This window comes from Georgenia sp. X1117 (assembly GCF_057784635.1).
This window is the reverse complement of the sequence record NZ_CM173492.1, coordinates 2299326-2315486: the sequence shown is the minus strand read 5'-3', so window position 1 is coordinate 2315486 and position 16161 is coordinate 2299326. Positions and strand designations below refer to the sequence as shown.

Here is a 16161-nt window from a genome sequence, read left to right as displayed (position 1 = left end):
GGCAGGGCCGTCGGTCAACGTGCACCGATGAGCACGGGCGGGGTTCGTCGTCGGGGGCATGTCTCGTCGTCGGGGCCCTGTCCCTGCGGGGCGCTAGCGTGATGGTCATGCGGATCGCCACCTGGAACGTCAACTCCGTCCGGACCCGGATCGACCGGGTCGTCGCCTTCCTCGAGCGTCAGGACGTCGACGTCCTGGCGATGCAGGAGCTCAAGTGCAAGCCGGAGCAGTTCCCCATGGCCGCCCTCGAGGAGGCCGGCTACGAGGTGGCGATGCACGGGCTCAACCAGTGGAACGGCGTGGCCGTCGCCTCGCGGGTGGGGCTCGACGACGTCGCCGTCGGCTTCCCGGGGATGCCGGAGTTCGGCGACCCGCCGGTGGCCGAGGCGCGCGCGATCGGAGCGACGTGCGGCGGCGTCGAGGTGTGGAGCCTGTACGTGCCCAACGGGCGCGAGATCGACCACCCGCACTACGCCTACAAGCTGCAGTGGCTGGACACCCTCAAGGACGTCGCGCGCGGGTGGCTCGACGCCGGCGGAGAGCGCCGGATCGCGCTCATGGGCGACTGGAACGTGGCGCCCCTGGACGAGGACGTGTGGGACATGGAGTTCTTCGAGGGCAAGACCCATGTGACCCCGCCCGAGCGGGCCGCCTTCGCCGCCTTCGAGGAGGCCGGGTACGCGGAGGTCACGCGCGAGCACACTCCGGGTCAGTACACGTACTGGGACTACCAGCAGCTCCGCTTCCCCAAGCGCGAGGGCATGCGCATCGACTTCGTCTACGCCTCCCCCGCGCTGTCCGCTCAGGTGACCGGCGCCGCCATCGACCGCGAGGAGCGCAAGGGCAAGGGGGCCTCGGACCACGCACCGGTGATCGTCGACCTCGACCTCGCGGGCTGACCGGTGGGGCGGTGAGGCGCTGACGGGGTCGCTCAGGGCCCGGGACGCGGGACTCGGGACGCGGAGAGACTTGATTGCACCCCGGCTCGCCGGCCGTATCGGACCGCCGTAGCGGCGCTCCACATATCCTGTGGGGGTACCCCTCTCACCTGCGTCGGGAGAACTCCGTGAGCGTCCCTCACTCCGAGGATCCGGACACCGGCGCCTCGCCCGGCAGCTGGGCGATCCTCGCGCTCGTGCTGGCCGTCCTCTCGTTCTTCCTGCTGTTCGGGCCCAGCAGTCAGATCAGAGATTTCCTCTGGCGGCCGACGGAGTCGGCGGCCGAGAGCTACCGGTTCGTCTACCCCTCGGTGTTCCTCCCGCCGGTGATGCTCGGGCTCGGCACCGTGCTGGCCATCATGGGCATGCGCCTGCGCACGGTGCTGCGGTCGTGGGGCGACCGATCCGGACTGCCCGACGCGGCCGGCGCGGGCGCCATGATCGCCGGCCCGGCGGCCACTCTCGGTGCCGTGCTGGGCTGGATCCCGTTGTTCAGCGACTACGTGAACTACGAGACACCCCACGTCGAGGAGACGTTCTTCCTCGTCATCATGGTGCTGTGGGCCTTCCCGTTGACCGTGGGCATCGGGCTCATGTGCACCGCCGCGGTCTGGTCGCTACGGCCGGAGCACGACATCGGACCGGTGCGGGCCGGCCTCGGGAAGGCAGCCGGCGTGGTCGCGCTCCTCACCCCCATCACCCTGCTCTTCGCCATCGGGATCGGGATCGCGGTCGTCGGCCAGGTCGCGTGCCTCGTGTGGCTCATGCTCATGCCCCGCTACTCCGGCCGGGCCTTCTGAACCGTCCCGGGTGACGGAGCCGGGCTCATGAGCCCGGCCGCGTGCGGGTCTCCCCGCCCACACGCTCCACGTCGACGAGGCAGCGTGGAGTGCTGACCAGGCACAACTGCCCCGTCGACGACCTTGAGAGGGATGACAGCGTTCCCTACCGTCGGTGCGGATCATCCCCGACGACGAATGGGACACCTTGCGCAACGGCGACTCGGGCGGCCTGCCCGTCGCGGCCTGGGCCCTGGCCGCCGGGGTCGGCCTCATCGCGACCTTCATCGCGGTCACCGTGGGCCTCGGCGTCGGGTCGACGTGGACGCTGTCCCCGCTGTCGCCCTCGCTCCTGGAAGAGCTATGACGCCAGACCCCCAGCACCCGTTTTCCGGACGACTGGGTGCCCCAGTGGGACGGCGCCGCGCAGGGACCGTGGGTCGGGACGGCGGCAGCGTCCCTCGCGGCCGCGATCCCCTTCGGCATGGTCGGACTGACGGCCGGCCAATGGCTCCACAAGGTCCGCCCCGATGGGACCAGCCACCACCTCGCCACGCTCGGCGCCATGATCGGCACATCCGCCCTGGTGGTGGCAGCCGCGGCTGCGTGGGGCACCCCCCTCTTCGTCGAGGACCGCGCCGACCGTGTCGTCGCCGTCGGCCTGGGTGTGGTCGCCACCGCGGCGTGGCTCTACGGACCGACCGTCGGACTCGGTCTCATCGTCCTCGGCGCCACCCGCACGCTCTCGGAGGCCGGCTTCGTCAGGGAGTTCTCACATGGCACGGGCTACATCTGCGGGGTGGTCGCGCTGCTCGGCCCGGTCTCGATCCTGGTGGGCACGATGTACGTGCTGTCCGTCGTCGGGCAGACCATCGCGGTGATCTGGTTGTGCGTCGTGCCCCTGCTGGCCCGTCCGCCCGCCGGCGATCAGCCCCGGTCAAGCCTGTCGACGACCTGAGCGTTGAGCTCGGGCCAGATGACGCCGTGGACCTCGGTGTCGAACCGCCGGTCACCGAGGAAGGCCGCCGAGGCGCCGCGCGTGGGGTCGATCCACAGGAACGAGCCCGACTGGCCGAAGTGGCCAAAGGTGAGTGGCGCGACGCTCGGACCGGTCCAGTGGGGGTCCTTGTCGGCGCGGACCTCGAAGCCCAGGCCCCAGTCGTTGTTCGTCTGTCGCCCGAAGCCGGGGAGCACACCGGAGAGCCCGGGGAAGACGGTCGCGGTGGCCTCGGCGTGCAGGTCGGGTGAGACCAGCTCGGGGTCGAGGAGCTCGAAGCCGTAGGTCATGAGGTCCGCCGTCGAGCCCGAGTAGCCGTGGGCGCAGCTGCCCTCGGCGACGAGGGACGTCAGGCCGAGCGGGTCGACGACCTGGCTGCGCACCCAGTCGTTGATCGGCATCCCGGTCCGCTCGCCGACGAGCTCGCCGAGGGTCTCGAAACCGAGGTTGGAGTAGACGCGCCGCTTCTCCGGTGCTTGCGTGGGTCCACCGGCGTCCATCGGCAGGCCGGAGGCGTGGGCGAGGAGGTGGCGGACGGTGGATCCCTCGGGGCCGGCCGGCTCGTCGAGGGTGAGGTGACCGGCCTCGACGGCGATCAGCGCCGCCGTCGCGGTGAGCAGCTTGGTGACCGACTTCCACGGGAAGACGCGCTCGACGTCGCCGTCGGTGGAGACGACGCCGCCCTCCCGTGTGGCGACGATGAGCGTCGTCTCGAACTCGAACCGGTCCAGTGCGGGGTAGGTAGCCACCCCGCCAGCGTGTCACGAGTGAGCGGGATCCAGCCCGGCGAGTGAGCGGAATATGGTCCGACGAATGAGCGCTGCCCGGTCCGTACGGATCGGGCAGCGCTCATTCGTCAGGCAGAAAAGTGCTCACTCGCCACGAGGACGGTGGCGGGTCGGCACCCTCCGATCTGTCAGCGGCGGATGCCGAGAGTGTCGGTGCCGTCGCCGTTCCAGTCACCGACGAACACCTCGTCGCTGGCCCGGCCGTAGCGCTGCTCGATCTCCGCACGCGTCGAGGTCAGGCTGTTGGAGACCAGGTACAGGTTCCCGCGGCGCACCGCGAAGGTGTCGACGCCGTCACCGTCCCAGTCACCCACGACCACGTCGTCCGACGCGCGGCCGTAGCCCAGCTCCGCGTCCGCGTTCCCACCGGTCAGGAAGTTGTTGATGTAGTACCGGTTCCCACGACGAACGGTGAAGGAGTCCGCGCCGTCGCCGTCGAAGTCACCGACCAGTACCTCGTCACCGGCACGGCCGTACCGCAGCTCGACCTCCGCATCGCCACCCTCATGGGTGTTGGTGAGGAAGTAGGCGTTCCCCCGGCGCACGGCGAAGGTGTGCACGCCGTCGCCGTCCCAGTCACCCACCAGGACCGTGTCCGTGGCTCTGCCGAAGCCCAGCTCCACGTCCGCGTTCCCACCGGTCAGCGTGTTGTTGAGGAAGTACCGGTTCCCGCGGCGAACCGCGAGAGTGTCCGAACCGTCCCCGTCCCAGTCACCGACGAGGACCTCGTCACCCGAGCGGCCGTACGCGAAGACGTGGTCCGCCGTCGCGTCCCACCCGTCGTTGAGGAAGAACCCACGACCCGGCGCCGGCAGCTCCGGCTCGGGGTCCGGGTCTGGCACCTCGTCATCGCCGCACTGCCCCGTGCTCAGGCCCGCGACGGTCGTCGGGACGCCGGAGTCGGTCGGGACGGCCGCGTTGTCGGTGCAGTCGAGGTTCCCGTCGACGGTGATCCCGGCCAGGACGGTCTCCTCGGCACTGCTGTTGCCGACGAGCGTGACGTCCTCGGTGATGGTCGATCGGTCCAGGGACACGGGGCCCGTGGTGCCGCTGACGGTCAGCGACCCGTCGATCGTCGAGGAGGCGCAGGCGCTGGTCGTGTCGCCGACCGAGGCGAAGCCGGTCGTCCCCACCAGGCTGACGGCACCGGTGACCTCGGTGCCGCAGATGGCGACGCCCGAGGCGCCGTCGGTGGACACGTCTCCGGTGACCGTCGAGTCCTGGACGACGAGCCGGCCGCCGTCGGAGACGGTGACGTCGCCGTCGACCTCCGCGTCGATCAGGCACAGCCCACCTGCGCCGGCCACCACGGGGCCGTCGTGCGCCCCGCTGATCGTCTGCTCGCAGTCCGGGTCGACGGTGGTCTGGCGCGACCAGACCCGCCACGGTTCCACGCGGCCGTCGTCGCCGGCCACGACGGTGGTGGTCGGGTCGAGCATCGTGAAGCTGCCGTTCTCGGAGTTGGCGTAGTGGACGCCGACCGGGACGGACCAGTCGTCGCCCATCCCGGACTCCGACATCGTCATCACCAGGCCGGGCCGACCCACCATGAGCATGAGCTCGCCGGAGGGGAGGCGTTCCATCGTGGGCTGGACGCTGAGCAGCTCCTGACCGCCCGGGCCGACCTCGATCTGCTCCGGCTCGCTCCACGTCGCGCCGTCGTCGGTCGACCGGGAGTAGATCATCGGCAGGTGCCAGCCGGTGCGCATGACCATGATGAGCGAGCCGTCGGCGAGCCGCTCGACCGCGCCCTCGCTGGGGCCATCGTAGCCCTGGGTGTCGACCAGCTCCGGGTCGGCCTCCGCGACGGTGCCGGCGACCTCCCAGTCGATGCCGCCGTCGTGGGAGACGAGGAGGACCTGCCGGTACTTCTCGTCGCCCTCGTAGTAGCCGTAGGCCGACATGTAGAGCGTGCCGTCGGGGTCCTCGAGCAGGGTGTGCAGGAGGACGAAGCCCGCCAGCGTCGTCCCCGGGCGCGGGGAGGAGTCTCCGATCGGACGCATCGGCTCCGGCGTCGTCAGGGTGCCCGCGCGCTGGGTCCAGGTCACGCCGCCGTCGGAGGAGACGGCGGTCTCGACGAGGGCCTCGCGGTTGTCGGTCCCCTCGTTCATGAAGGCGTTGTAGTTGATCGAGATGATGTCGCCGTTGCGCAGGCGGGTGAGCGTGATGCCCGAGGCGTCCGGCATCGGGTTGAAGTCCTCACCGCTGTACCAGGACGCGCCGTCGTCGTCCGAGGCGCCGATGAGGAAGCCGGACGCGTCGATCGCGTCCTCGTGGCCCGAGTAGGGGATGAGGATCCGGTCGCCGCCGTCGTCGGTGGGCGCGAGGATGCCCCCGAGGGGGAAGCCGACCTGCTCGCCGGTGTCGTCGAGTGTCACCTCCTCCCCCAGATCGAAGGGGGTGGTGCCGACGGCCTCGGGCGGGGTCTGGTCCGCGGTGGCGAACGTGATGTCGTCGACGAACACGTCGTCGACGGCGGCTTCCGCGCCGCTGGCGCCGGTCGACAGGGAGAGGCCGGTCAGCGCGGTGATCTCGTTGTGCTGACCCGAGTTGTTGCCGATCGTGGACCCGGCGGAGCCGACGTACTCGCCGTCGACGGTCACCCGCAGGGCGGCGTTGTCGCTCGGCACCGACAGCTCGACCTGGGTCCAGCTCTCCAGCGGGACGGTGCCGGCCGGGGCGAGCTGGAACCAGCGGCCGGTCCACTGCTCGTACCACTCGATGCTGCCGTCGGCGCGCACCGAGAGGCGGAACAGGGCGTTGGCGGGGTGGCCGGTGTCGACGAGCGACTCACCGACGAGGTCGACGGTGAAGCCCTCCGCGGCCTGCGGGTTGACCTGGAGGGAGACATAGGCGCCCTGCTGGGGCTCGACGGCGCAGGTCACTCCCACGGCGGCCTCGGCGCTCGTGTCCTGGAGCCGGAGCGAGTGGTCCCCCTCGGCGGCGATCTCGTCGCTCACGGCGGCCGGCAGGTGGTCGTCGAGCGTGGCGCACTGCTCGGGGACCGCGCCGACCTCGTCGGACTCGAAGGTCAGCCGCGTGGGATCGGCGTCGACCGCGGGTTCCGCGGCGGCCTCCGACCCCGGGGAGACCACGCCCGACACGAGCGCCAGGGCGAGGGCCGCGAGCGTTCCCGCGGCGGCGCCCGTCCTCCGGCGCCGGGCGGAACGGTGGGTACTGACTGGTGGGTGGGTCATGACGTCTGGCTCCTTTGCCTACCGTTGACCTGGACATCCGAGCATGGACCGCCGTTCCATGTCGAGGGTGTCATGTCGCGTAACGCGATCGTGATCTTCGACGGGTGAGCCCCTGCCCCGCCTCGCGAGTGAGCAGAGAACGGACCGGCGAGTGAGCGGAAAGTGGTCCGACGAATGAGCACGGCCCGGTCCGTGCGGACCGGGCCGTGCTCATTCGTCAGGCAGAAAAGTGCTCACTCGCCACAGGGACGGTGGCGGGTCGGCACCCTCCGATCTGTCAGCGGCGGATGCCGAGGGTGTCGGTGCCGTCGCCGTTCCAGTCGCCGACGAACACCTCGTCGCTGGCGCGGCCGTAGCGCTGCTCGATCTCCGCACGGGTCGAGGTCAGCGAGTTGGACACCAGGTAGAGGTTCCCGCGGCGGACCGCGAAGGAGTCCGCCCCGTCCCCGTCCCAGTCACCGACCACGACGTCGTCCGAGGCGCGACCGTAGCCGAGTTCGGAGTCCGCCCAGCCGGAGGTGAGCGAGTTGGAGATGAAGTACCGGTTCCCACGACGGACGGTGAAGGTGTCCACACCATCGCCGTCATAGTCGCCGACGAGGACCTCGTCTCCGGCACGGCCGTACCGCAGCTCGATCTCCGCATCGCCACCCTCGTGGGTGTTGGTGAGGAAGTAGGCATTCCCGCGACGCACGGCGAACGTGTCCACGCCATCGCCGTCCCAATCACCCACCAGGACCGTGTCCGTAGCTCGGCCGAAGCCGAGCTCGACGTCCGCGTTCCCACCGACCAGGGTGTTGTTGAGGAAGTACCGGTTCCCGCGGCGAACCGCGAGGGTGTCCGAACCGTCCCCGTCCCAGTCACCCACGAGGACCTCATCCCCACTACGGCCATAGGCGAACACGTGGTCCGCCGTGGCGTCCCACCCGTCGTTGAGGAAGAACCCACGACCCGGCGCCGGCAGCTCCGGCTCCGGCTCCGGCTCGGGCTCCGGCTCCGGGTCGGGCCCCGGCTCCTCGCTGGCGTCGAAGGTGTGCGACCACTCGGTCGTCGCCCCCTCGGCGAGCTCGAAGCCCGCCTTCGCGCGAGCCGTGATCGTCACGGTCCCCTCACCGGGGTATGTGCCGGCGGCCACAACCTCCTCGCCGAGCAGGTACTCCACGCCCTCGACCTCGGGCACCGTGTACGTGTCGTCGGCCGTGCCGTCCTCGTCCGTGAACGTGACGTCTGCCGGCTCGACGACCTCGGGATCGACCGGCGGTTCGTCGTCGCCGCACTGCCCCATGCTCAGGCCGGCCACGGTCATCGCAACCCCGGCGTCCGTCGGGGCCACGGCGTTGTCCGTGCAGTCCAGGTTCCCGTCGACGACGAGCCCCGCGAGGACGGTCTCCTGCACGCTGCTGTTCCCGGACAGAGCCACGTCGCCACCCACCTGCGAGCGGTCGAGCACCACGGCGCCGGCGGTGCCGCTGACGCTGAGCGACCCGTCGATCGTGGACGAGGCGCAGCCGCTGACCGTGTCGCCGATCGAGACGTTGGCGGTGCCGCCGACCAGGCTCACCGAGCCGGTGACCTGCGCGCCGCAGATGCCCACGGTCGAGGCGCCGTCGGTGCTCACGTCCCCGGTGACCACGGAGTCCTGGACGAGCAGCCGCCCGCCGTCGGAGACGGTGACGTCGCCGTCGACCTCCGCATCCACCAGGCACAGCCCGCCGGCACCCGCGGTCACGGGACCGTCGTGCGCCCCGCTGATCGTCTCCTCGCAGGAGGGGTCGACGCCGACCTGCCGCGACCAGATCTCCCAGGGCGCGGCCCGCCCACGGTCACCGGCGACGATGATGTTGGTCGGGTCGAGCACGGTGAAGGCGCCGTTCTCGCTGTTGACGTAGTCGATGCCGACCGGGGTGGACCAGTCGTCACCGAGCCCGGACTCCGACATCGTCATGACGATCCCGGGCCGACCCACCATGAGCAGCAGCTCACCGGTGGGCAGCAGCTCCATCGTGGGCTGGACGCTGTGGAGCTCGCGCCCCTCGGGCCCGACCTCGATCTGCTCCGGCTCGCTCCAGGTCATTCCGTCGTCGGTCGAGTACGAGGCGATCATCGGCAGCCGCCACCCGACGCGCATGACCATGAGCAGCGAGCCGTCGGCGAGCCGCTCGATCGCGCCCTCGGCGGGTCCCTCGTAGGCCTGGATGTCGATCTGCTCCGGGTCGGCCTCGGCGACCGTCGCCCGGACGTCCCAGTTCACTCCGCCGTCCTCGGAGACGAGGACGACCTGACGGAAGCCCTCGTCACCCTCGTAGTACCCGTAGGCCGCCATGTAGAGCGTGCCGTCGGGGTCCTCGACGACCGTGTGCAGCGGGACCAGTCCGGCCAGGGTGGTCCCTGGTCGTTCCGAGTTGCCGATGGGTCGCATCGGCTCCGGCGTCGTCAGGGTGCCGTCCCGGTGGGTCCAGGTGGCCCCGCCGTCGTCGGAGACCGCGGTCTCCATCAGGGCCTCCCGGTTGTCGGTCCCCTCGTTCATGTAGGCGTGGAAGTTGACCGCGAGCACCTCGCCGCTGCGCAGCCTGGTGAGCTGGAACCCCGTGGTGTCCGGCATCGGGTTCGCCGCGTCGTCGAGGTACCAGCTCTCGCCGCCGTCGTCCGAGGCGCTGACGAGGAAGCCCGCCTGGTCGTCGTCGTCCTCGTGCGCGGAGTACGGCATGAGGAGGCGGTTGACGCCGTCGGCGTTCGGCACGACCACCGCCGGGTTGGGGAAGCCGACCTGCTCGCCGCTGGCGTCGACCGTCGTCGTGCCGCTGACGTGGAACGGCGCGGTGCCGACCGCGTCGGCCGGGGTGTCCTCCGCCGCGCCGAAGGTGAGGTCGTCGATGAAGACGTCGTCCTGCACGGCCCCTGCGCCGACGGCGCCGGTGGTCAGCGCGATGCCGGTGACCGCCGTGATCTCGTTGGTCGAGCTGGAGTTGTTGCCGATCGTGGGGCCGCCGGTGCCGACGTACTCGCCGTCGAGGCTCACCCGGACGGCGGCCTCGTCGTCGGGCACCGCCAGCTCGAGCCGGGACCACTCACCGAGGGTGACGGTGCCGGCCGGGGCGACCTCGCGCCAGGACGCGGTCCACTGCTCGTACCACTGGATGCTGCCGTCGGCGCGCACAGAGAGGCGGAAGAGGGAGTTGGCCGGCTGGCCGGTGGGGATGAGCGAGTCGCCGATGATGTCGACGGTCAGGCCCTGCACCGACTGCGGGTGGATGTCGAACGCCAGGTAGGCGCCCTGCTGCTCGGTGGTCGTGCAGGTCAGGCCGACCGCCGCCGTCTCGCTGGTGTCCTGCAGCCGCAGCGACCGGCTGCCCTCGGAGGCCATCTCGTCGCTCACGCCCCCGGCGAGGTACCCGTCGAGGACGGAACAGTCGGGCGGCAGGGCGCCGACCTCGGTGTCCTCGAAGGTCAGCGTCGACAGGTCCCCGGAGACCGTGATCAGCTGCTCGCCCACGGAGCTCGCCCCGCCGGCGTCGGTGACGACGGTGCGCATGGTGCTCGCCCCCGCCCGCTCGAAGGTGTGCGTCACCGAGACGGTGACCCACCCCTCGGCGTCGGGGCCGCTGAGGACGGCAGGGATCGTCTCCTCGCCCCACTGCACCTCGGCCGAGTAGTCCTCGACCGACGCCCCCTCGGGAAGCTGGAAGCGTCCGACCGCGGCGTCGACGACCTCCGTGCCCCGGGTCAGGCCCTCGTCGTCGAAGGTCGGCTCGATCGTGACGCCGGCGAAGGCGTCGTCGGGGAGCTCGCCCGAGACCGCGAGGTCGTCGATGTAGTAGTCGACGCCGACGGCGCTCTGGCCCGCGGACCCGAAGAAGATCTCTCCCATGGTCGGCGAGGCCGCGTTGCGGCGGTCGGTCTCGAAACGGACGCCGTTGACGATGAGCTCGGCCCGCTCGGTCGTGGCGTTGATGGTCACGTCCACCCACTCGCCGAGGGCCGCGCCGCCGGTCACCGTGGCGACGGTGGCGAAGCTGGAGCCGTCGTAGGCATCGATCCGGATGTCGTCGCCCGCCCGGTTGAAGGTGAAGCGCCAGACGCCGTTGGCGCTCGTGCCGGGCGCGCCCTGGATGGCCACGTAGGGCCCGGCGTCGAACTGCGCCGGGGAGAACCGGTAGGAGACCGAGCGCTCCTCTGACTGCGGGTAGTCGCACCACGCGCGGGTGTAGACCTCGTTGCTGTCGTCGACGACGCGCATCGCCTGGTTGGTCTCGGCGGCCCCGCCGAAGGCGGCCTCGGCGACGGTGACGTCACCGATGATTCGGCAGTCGGCCGGGGGTTCGCCGAGCGGCTCGTCGTCGAAGGTCCGCACCGTCCCGTCCGCGGGTGCGGCGACGGCGGTCGATCCCGGCGCGACTGCGGCGGGCACGACGGCGAGCGCGAGCGCGGTGAGCGCTCCGGTGAGGACGCCCAGCTTCTTCCGACGTCGTCGTCGGCCGCCGGGCGGGGAACTGGCTCGAGGATGGGTCATCTCGTGGCTCTCCTTTGCCTTCCGTTGCGCGGCCGCTGCCGGCACGGACCGGTGATCCGTGCCGGGAGCGCGCCGCCTTGCGTGTGCTGGTCGTGCTGTCCGTGGGGGGACGGTCGGGATCCGCGACGTCGGGGGCGTCAGCGGCGGATGCCGAGGGTGTCGGTGCCGTCGCCGTTCCAGTCGCCGACGAAGACCTCATCCGAGGCGCGGCCGTAGCGCTGCTCGATCTCCGCGACCGTCGAGGTCAGCGAGTTGGAGACCAGGTAGAGGTTGCCGCGACGGACCGCGAAGGTGTCAGTGCCGTCGCCGTCCCAGTCACCCACGACCACGTCGTCCGAGGCCCGGCCGTAGCCGAGCTCGGCGTCCGCGCGACCGCCGGTGAGGCTGTTGTTAATGAAGTACCGGTTGCCCCGGCGAACCGTGAAGGTGTCCGAGCCGTCGCCGTCGAAGTCACCGACGAGGACCTCGTCCCCGGAGCGGCCGTAGTTCAGCTCGACCTCCGCATCGCCACCCTCGTGCGTGTTGGTCAGGAAGTAGGCGTTTCCTCGGCGGATCGCGAAGGTGTCCACGCCGTCGCCGTCCCAGTCACCGACCAGGACCGTGTCGTCCGCGCGGCCGAAGCCGAGCTCCACGTCCGCGTTACCGCCCACCAGGGTGTTGTTGAGGAAGTACCGGTTCCCCCGACGCACCGCGAGGGTGTCCGAACCATCCCCGTCCCAGTCACCGACGAGGACCTCGTCACCCGAGCGGCCGTACGCGAAGACGTGGTCCGCGGTCGCGTCCCACCCGTCGTTGAGGAAGAACCCACGACCCGGCGCCGGCAGCTCCGGCTCCGGCTCCGGCTCGGGCTCGGGCTCGGGCTCGGGGGCCGGGTCGTCGCGGTAGTCGCTCCTCGAGCTGAAGGTGCCGACGACCGCGTTGATGTTCGTGTCGTAGCTGACCGTGAGGTACTCGTGCTCGCTGACGACGGCGGAGCTCGGGTCGCCCTGGTCGACGTTCTGCCGCGAGAGGTAGAGCAGGACGGCCTCGGTGTCGGTCCACGCCTCGTCGCCGCTCAGGAGCCGGCCGATGACCGGCTCGTTCGAGCCGTAGTCGCTGCCGCCGTAGGTGAGCAGCAGCTCGTCGCCGGGCAGCGAGAGGAGGTCCGGCGCCTGCATGCTCCACGGGACCGTCGTGGCGACGGACCACGTGCGTCCGCCGTCGTAGGAGTCGCTGACCATGCCCGGGCGGATGACCGCCGTGAGGTGCCCGTCGCCGCGGTCGGCGACCTCGATCTCGGAGAGGCCGACCCCAGGCTCGGCGGGGATCATCACCTCGTTCTCCACGGGCCAGGTCCGGCCGCCGTCGGTGCTGCGCACCACGCTGGCGCGGCCGAGCGCGGCGTCGGGCAGCGTCCCGTACAGGGGGACGAGCAGGTCACCGTCGTCAAGCTCGATGACGTTGCCGGACTCGGCGGACCAGCCGAGGTAGTAGTGGCCGCTGCGCGGACCGCAGCCGCAGCTCATCTCCGAGCCCACGAGCGCCGGCTCGGACCACGTGTCGCCCCCGTCCTCGGAACGCGACACATAGGTGCCGGTGATCGTGGCGGCCTCGTCGGGGTAGTTGGTCCAGTCGGTCTGGAACCAGGTGAGGACGATCGTCCCGTCGCGCAGCTGCGTGATCTGTGGGTCGCGGTCGTCCGCCGGCGAGTTGACGATGACCCGCGGCTCCGACCAGGTCTGCCCGCCGTCGGCGCTCTCGGTCCACCGGATCTCCCCGGGCTCGCCGCCGGTGTCGCCCGGCGAGTGCTCGTTGGCCCAGTAGTAGACCGTGACGAGGCGGCCGTCGTCGAGGCTCGCGACCTCGGGGAAGAACGGCCGCTCCTCGCCGTCGGCCGTCGCGATGACGACGTCGGGACGGACCCTCGAGGTCACGGTGACCGACTGCCGCGCCATGGACTCGACGCCGTCGGGCCCGATGACGACCGTGCCGAGGATGCCGCTGTCCCCCTCGTGGAAGTCGTGCGTCATCGACAGGGTGACCCAGCCGTCGCGGTCCGGTCCGCTCGACGTCATGGGGATCGTCTCCCCCTGCCACGTGGACTCCGCCGTGAAGTCGGCGGCGTCGGCCCCCTCGGGGAGCTGGAAGCGCGCCACCGGGACGTCGGCGGCCTCGCCGGCGTCGACGAAGTCGTCGGCGAGCGGTTCGACGGGAATGCCGGCGAAGGCGTCGTCGGGGAGCTCGTCCGAGACGGCGAGGTCGTCGATGTAGTAGTCGACGCCGACGGCGCTCTGGCCGGCGGACCCGAAGAAGACGTCGCCCATCGTGGGCGAGGGTGCGTTGCGGCGGTCGGTCTCGAAACGGACGCCGTTGACGACGAGCTCGGCGCGGTCGGTGGTGGCGTTGATCGTCACGTCGACCCACTCGCCCAGGGCTGCGCCGTCGGCCACGATGCCGACGTCGCCGAAGGAGGACCCGTCGTAGGCGGCGATGCGGATGTCGTCGCCCGCCCGGTTGAAGGTGAAGCGCCAGACCCCGTTGGCGCTCGTGCCGGGCGCACCCTGGATGGCCACGTACGGGCCGGCGTCGAGCTGCGCCGGCGAGAAGCGGTAGGAGACGGAGCGTTCCTCGCTCTGGGGGTAGGCGCACCAGGCGCGGGTGTAGACGTCGCTGCTGGCGTCGACCAGGCGCATCGCCCGGTTGGTCTCGGCGGCACCGCCGAACGCGGCCTCGGCCACGGTGACGTCGCCGATGACCCCGCAGTCCTCGGGCGGTGCGCCGAGCGGCTCGTCGTCGAAGGTCCGCACCGTCCCGTCCGCGGGTGCGGCGGCGGCCGGCGTTCCCGATGCGACGACGCCGGGCGCGAGCGCCAGGGTGAGGGCGGCGAGCGCGCCGGTGACGACGCCGAGCCGCCGGCGGTGGCGGTCTCCCGCGGCGGCTTCCGGCTGTGGGTCGCGACCAGATGGGCTGGTCCTTGCTCGAGGGTGGGTCATGACGTGCGGCTCCTTTGCCTGGCGCTGACCTGGTCATCCGAGCATGGACCGCCATTCCATGTCGAGAGTGCCATGTCCCGTGACGCGATCGTGACCCGCTCACTCGCCAGGCAGAAAAGTGCTCACTCGCCGACGAGGGGCGGCAGCGCGGGCGTTTCATGTCGCGTGACAGAGCCGTAACATGAAACCTGTTTCCATGTCGCCGATGCTCATCTACCGTGCCGACATGGAACAGCGTGCCAAGTCGTATCACTCGCAGGGGCTCAACCGAGCCCTGGCGATCCTGCGACTGCTCGGCAGCGCACGCACCCCGCTCACGCTGGCGGTGGTCGCCTCGGAGCTCGACCTGCCGAAGTCGACCGTGGTCCGGCTGCTCAACGTCATGGAGGACGAAGGCTTCGTGCGACGCTCAGGTGAGCACCCCGCCTACTCGATCGGCCATGCCGTCCACGAGATCGCCGAGGGCTACCGGCCGCCGAGCATGGCGGAGGTGACCGCCCCCGTCCTCAGCCGGCTCGCCGACTCGGTGGGATTCACCGCGAACCTCGGCATGCTCGAGGGCCCCTCGGTCATGCACCTGCACGTCGCCGAGCCCGACCGGGCGCTGCGCTTCGCCACCGGCGGCACCCTCGACCACGCCTACTGCACCGGCCTGGGCAAGCTCCTCATGTCGGTGCTCCCTGAGGACGAGATCGACCCGCACCTGCCGCGTTCGGAGCCCTACGAGAGCTGGACCTCGCGCACCATCACCACGCGCGCCGGCATCGTCGACGAGCTGGCAAGGATCCGCGCGGCCGGGTACAGCCTCGACGACGAGGAGCGCAACCGCGGCGTCACCTGCATGGCCGTCCTGCTGCCCACCACGGACTCCCCCACGCTGGCGCTGTCGGTCTCCGCCCCCAGCGGCGAGCTCGGCCCCGAGGAGCGCACCGAGCTCCTGCCCGTCCTCACCTCGGCGGCGGCCGAGCTCGTGGCCGTGCCGGGCTTCGAGGCCGCGCACGCCCGCCTGCACAACAAGGTGGTGCCCGCGTGATCATCGACGTCCACAGCCACTGCCACCAGCCCGAGCACTGGGGCCACGAGCACGAGGACCACTGGCAGGGCGCCTACGGCGGCGAGCCGTACCCCGTCGTCACCCCCGAGTCCTACGACCGGGTCATGCGCGAGGCGGGCGTCGACGTCGCGGTCGTCTTCGGCCTCGCGGCCTCGCAGGCCGGCGTGCGCACGCCGAACACCTTCGTCGCCGACTTCGTCTCGCGGATGCAGACCCCGGCGATCCCGTTCTGCGCGATCGACCCGCTCGACGCCGACTGGCGCGACCAGCTCGACGAGGCGATCGGGCTGGGCTTCCAGGGCGTCAAGCTCTACCCCGTCCTCTCGCTCTTCGACCCGCTCGACCCCGCCTTCGACGAGTTCTACACGCGGCTGACGGACCACGGCATGGTCGCCCTGTGGCACATGGGCGCCACGCCCAGCCCGATCGGCCGGCTCGCGGTGAGCCAGCCGATGGTCGTCGACGAGGTCGCCCGCCGCCACCCCGACCTCACGCAGGTGATGGCCCACATGGGCCACCCCTGGCAGCGCGACGCCAACGTGGTGCTGCGCAAGAACCGCCGCGTCTTCGCCGACGTCTCCGGCGTCCCCTCCCGGCCGATGGACGCCTTCTTCGCGCTCGTCGGCGCGCAGGAGTGGGGCACCGTCGACAAGCTCGTCTTCGGCTCGGACTACCCGCTGTGGACCCCGGCCCAGGCCCTCGAGAACCTGCGCGCCGTCGCCCGGTTCCGGGCCGGGAACCTGCCCACCGTCGCCGAGGAGACCGTCGAGCGGATCATCGGCTGCGACGCGCTGACCATGCTCGGCCTGCGCGCCCCCCGCGTCCCCGCCGCCGCGGCGGACACGCCCCGGGCGGACACCACCCCCACCACCACCTCCCCCACCCCGCCCACCGACCTGCACGCACGCACCGACACCTAGGAGCAC

10 protein-coding genes are annotated in these 16161 nt (G+C 71.2%); 6 read left to right on the top strand and 4 right to left on the bottom strand.

Annotation, left to right across the window (positions count from 1 at the left end; translation table 11 throughout):
- The first annotated feature begins 107 nt into the window (after positions 1 to 107).
- The 4 genes from AC3D3D_RS10635 to AC3D3D_RS10620 all read left to right on the top strand — a co-directional run bounded on the left by AC3D3D_RS10635 (position 108) and on the right by AC3D3D_RS10620 (position 2675).
- Positions 108 to 899 (top strand): exodeoxyribonuclease III, encoded by a 792-nt coding sequence (locus AC3D3D_RS10635; protein ID WP_463662050.1) that lies wholly within the window; start codon positions 108 to 110, stop codon positions 897 to 899.
- 167 nt (positions 900 to 1066) lie between these two features.
- Positions 1067 to 1738, top strand: coding sequence for a hypothetical protein (locus AC3D3D_RS10630; protein WP_463662049.1), 672 nt, complete (start codon positions 1067 to 1069; stop codon positions 1736 to 1738).
- 154 nt (positions 1739 to 1892) lie between these two features.
- On the top strand, positions 1893 to 2084 hold the full coding sequence (locus tag AC3D3D_RS10625) for a hypothetical protein (RefSeq protein WP_463662048.1): 192 nt from the start codon (positions 1893 to 1895) through the stop codon (positions 2082 to 2084).
- A gap of 198 nt (positions 2085 to 2282) precedes the next feature.
- Positions 2283 to 2675, top strand: a complete 393-nt coding sequence (locus tag AC3D3D_RS10620) for a hypothetical protein (protein ID WP_488511973.1) — start codon at positions 2283 to 2285, stop codon at positions 2673 to 2675.
- On the opposite strand, the gene AC3D3D_RS10615 is transcribed toward AC3D3D_RS10620, so the two are convergent.
- From AC3D3D_RS10615 to AC3D3D_RS10600, 4 genes are all read right to left on the bottom strand, one after another.
- Positions 2645 to 3463 carry a serine hydrolase domain-containing protein gene (locus tag AC3D3D_RS10615; protein WP_463662046.1) on the bottom strand — a complete coding sequence of 273 codons (819 nt, stop codon included), beginning with the start codon at positions 3461 to 3463 and terminating at the stop codon, positions 2645 to 2647. The genes AC3D3D_RS10620 and AC3D3D_RS10615 overlap by 31 nt on opposite strands.
- A gap of 167 nt (positions 3464 to 3630) precedes the next feature.
- Complete coding sequence (locus AC3D3D_RS10610) at positions 3631 to 6699, bottom strand: sialidase family protein (RefSeq protein ID WP_463662045.1); 3069 nt, start codon at positions 6697 to 6699, stop codon at positions 3631 to 3633.
- A 277-nt stretch (positions 6700 to 6976) separates the two neighbouring features.
- Entirely contained in the window at positions 6977 to 11209 is a 4233-nt protein-coding gene (locus tag AC3D3D_RS10605) for a sialidase family protein (RefSeq protein ID WP_463662044.1), read from the bottom strand.
- A gap of 137 nt (positions 11210 to 11346) precedes the next feature.
- Positions 11347 to 14181, bottom strand: coding sequence for a sialidase family protein (locus AC3D3D_RS10600; protein ID WP_463662043.1), 2835 nt, complete (start codon positions 14179 to 14181; stop codon positions 11347 to 11349).
- A 226-nt stretch (positions 14182 to 14407) separates the two neighbouring features.
- Here AC3D3D_RS10600 and AC3D3D_RS10595 point away from each other — a divergent pair, with 226 nt between their 5' ends.
- On the top strand, positions 14408 to 15214 hold the full coding sequence (locus tag AC3D3D_RS10595; protein WP_463662042.1) for an IclR family transcriptional regulator: 807 nt from the start codon (positions 14408 to 14410) through the stop codon (positions 15212 to 15214).
- Positions 15211 to 16155, top strand: coding sequence for an amidohydrolase family protein (locus AC3D3D_RS10590; protein WP_463662041.1), 945 nt, complete (start codon positions 15211 to 15213; stop codon positions 16153 to 16155). The genes AC3D3D_RS10595 and AC3D3D_RS10590 overlap by 4 nt, the downstream gene beginning before the upstream one ends.
- Positions 16156 to 16161: the final 6 nt, after the last annotated feature.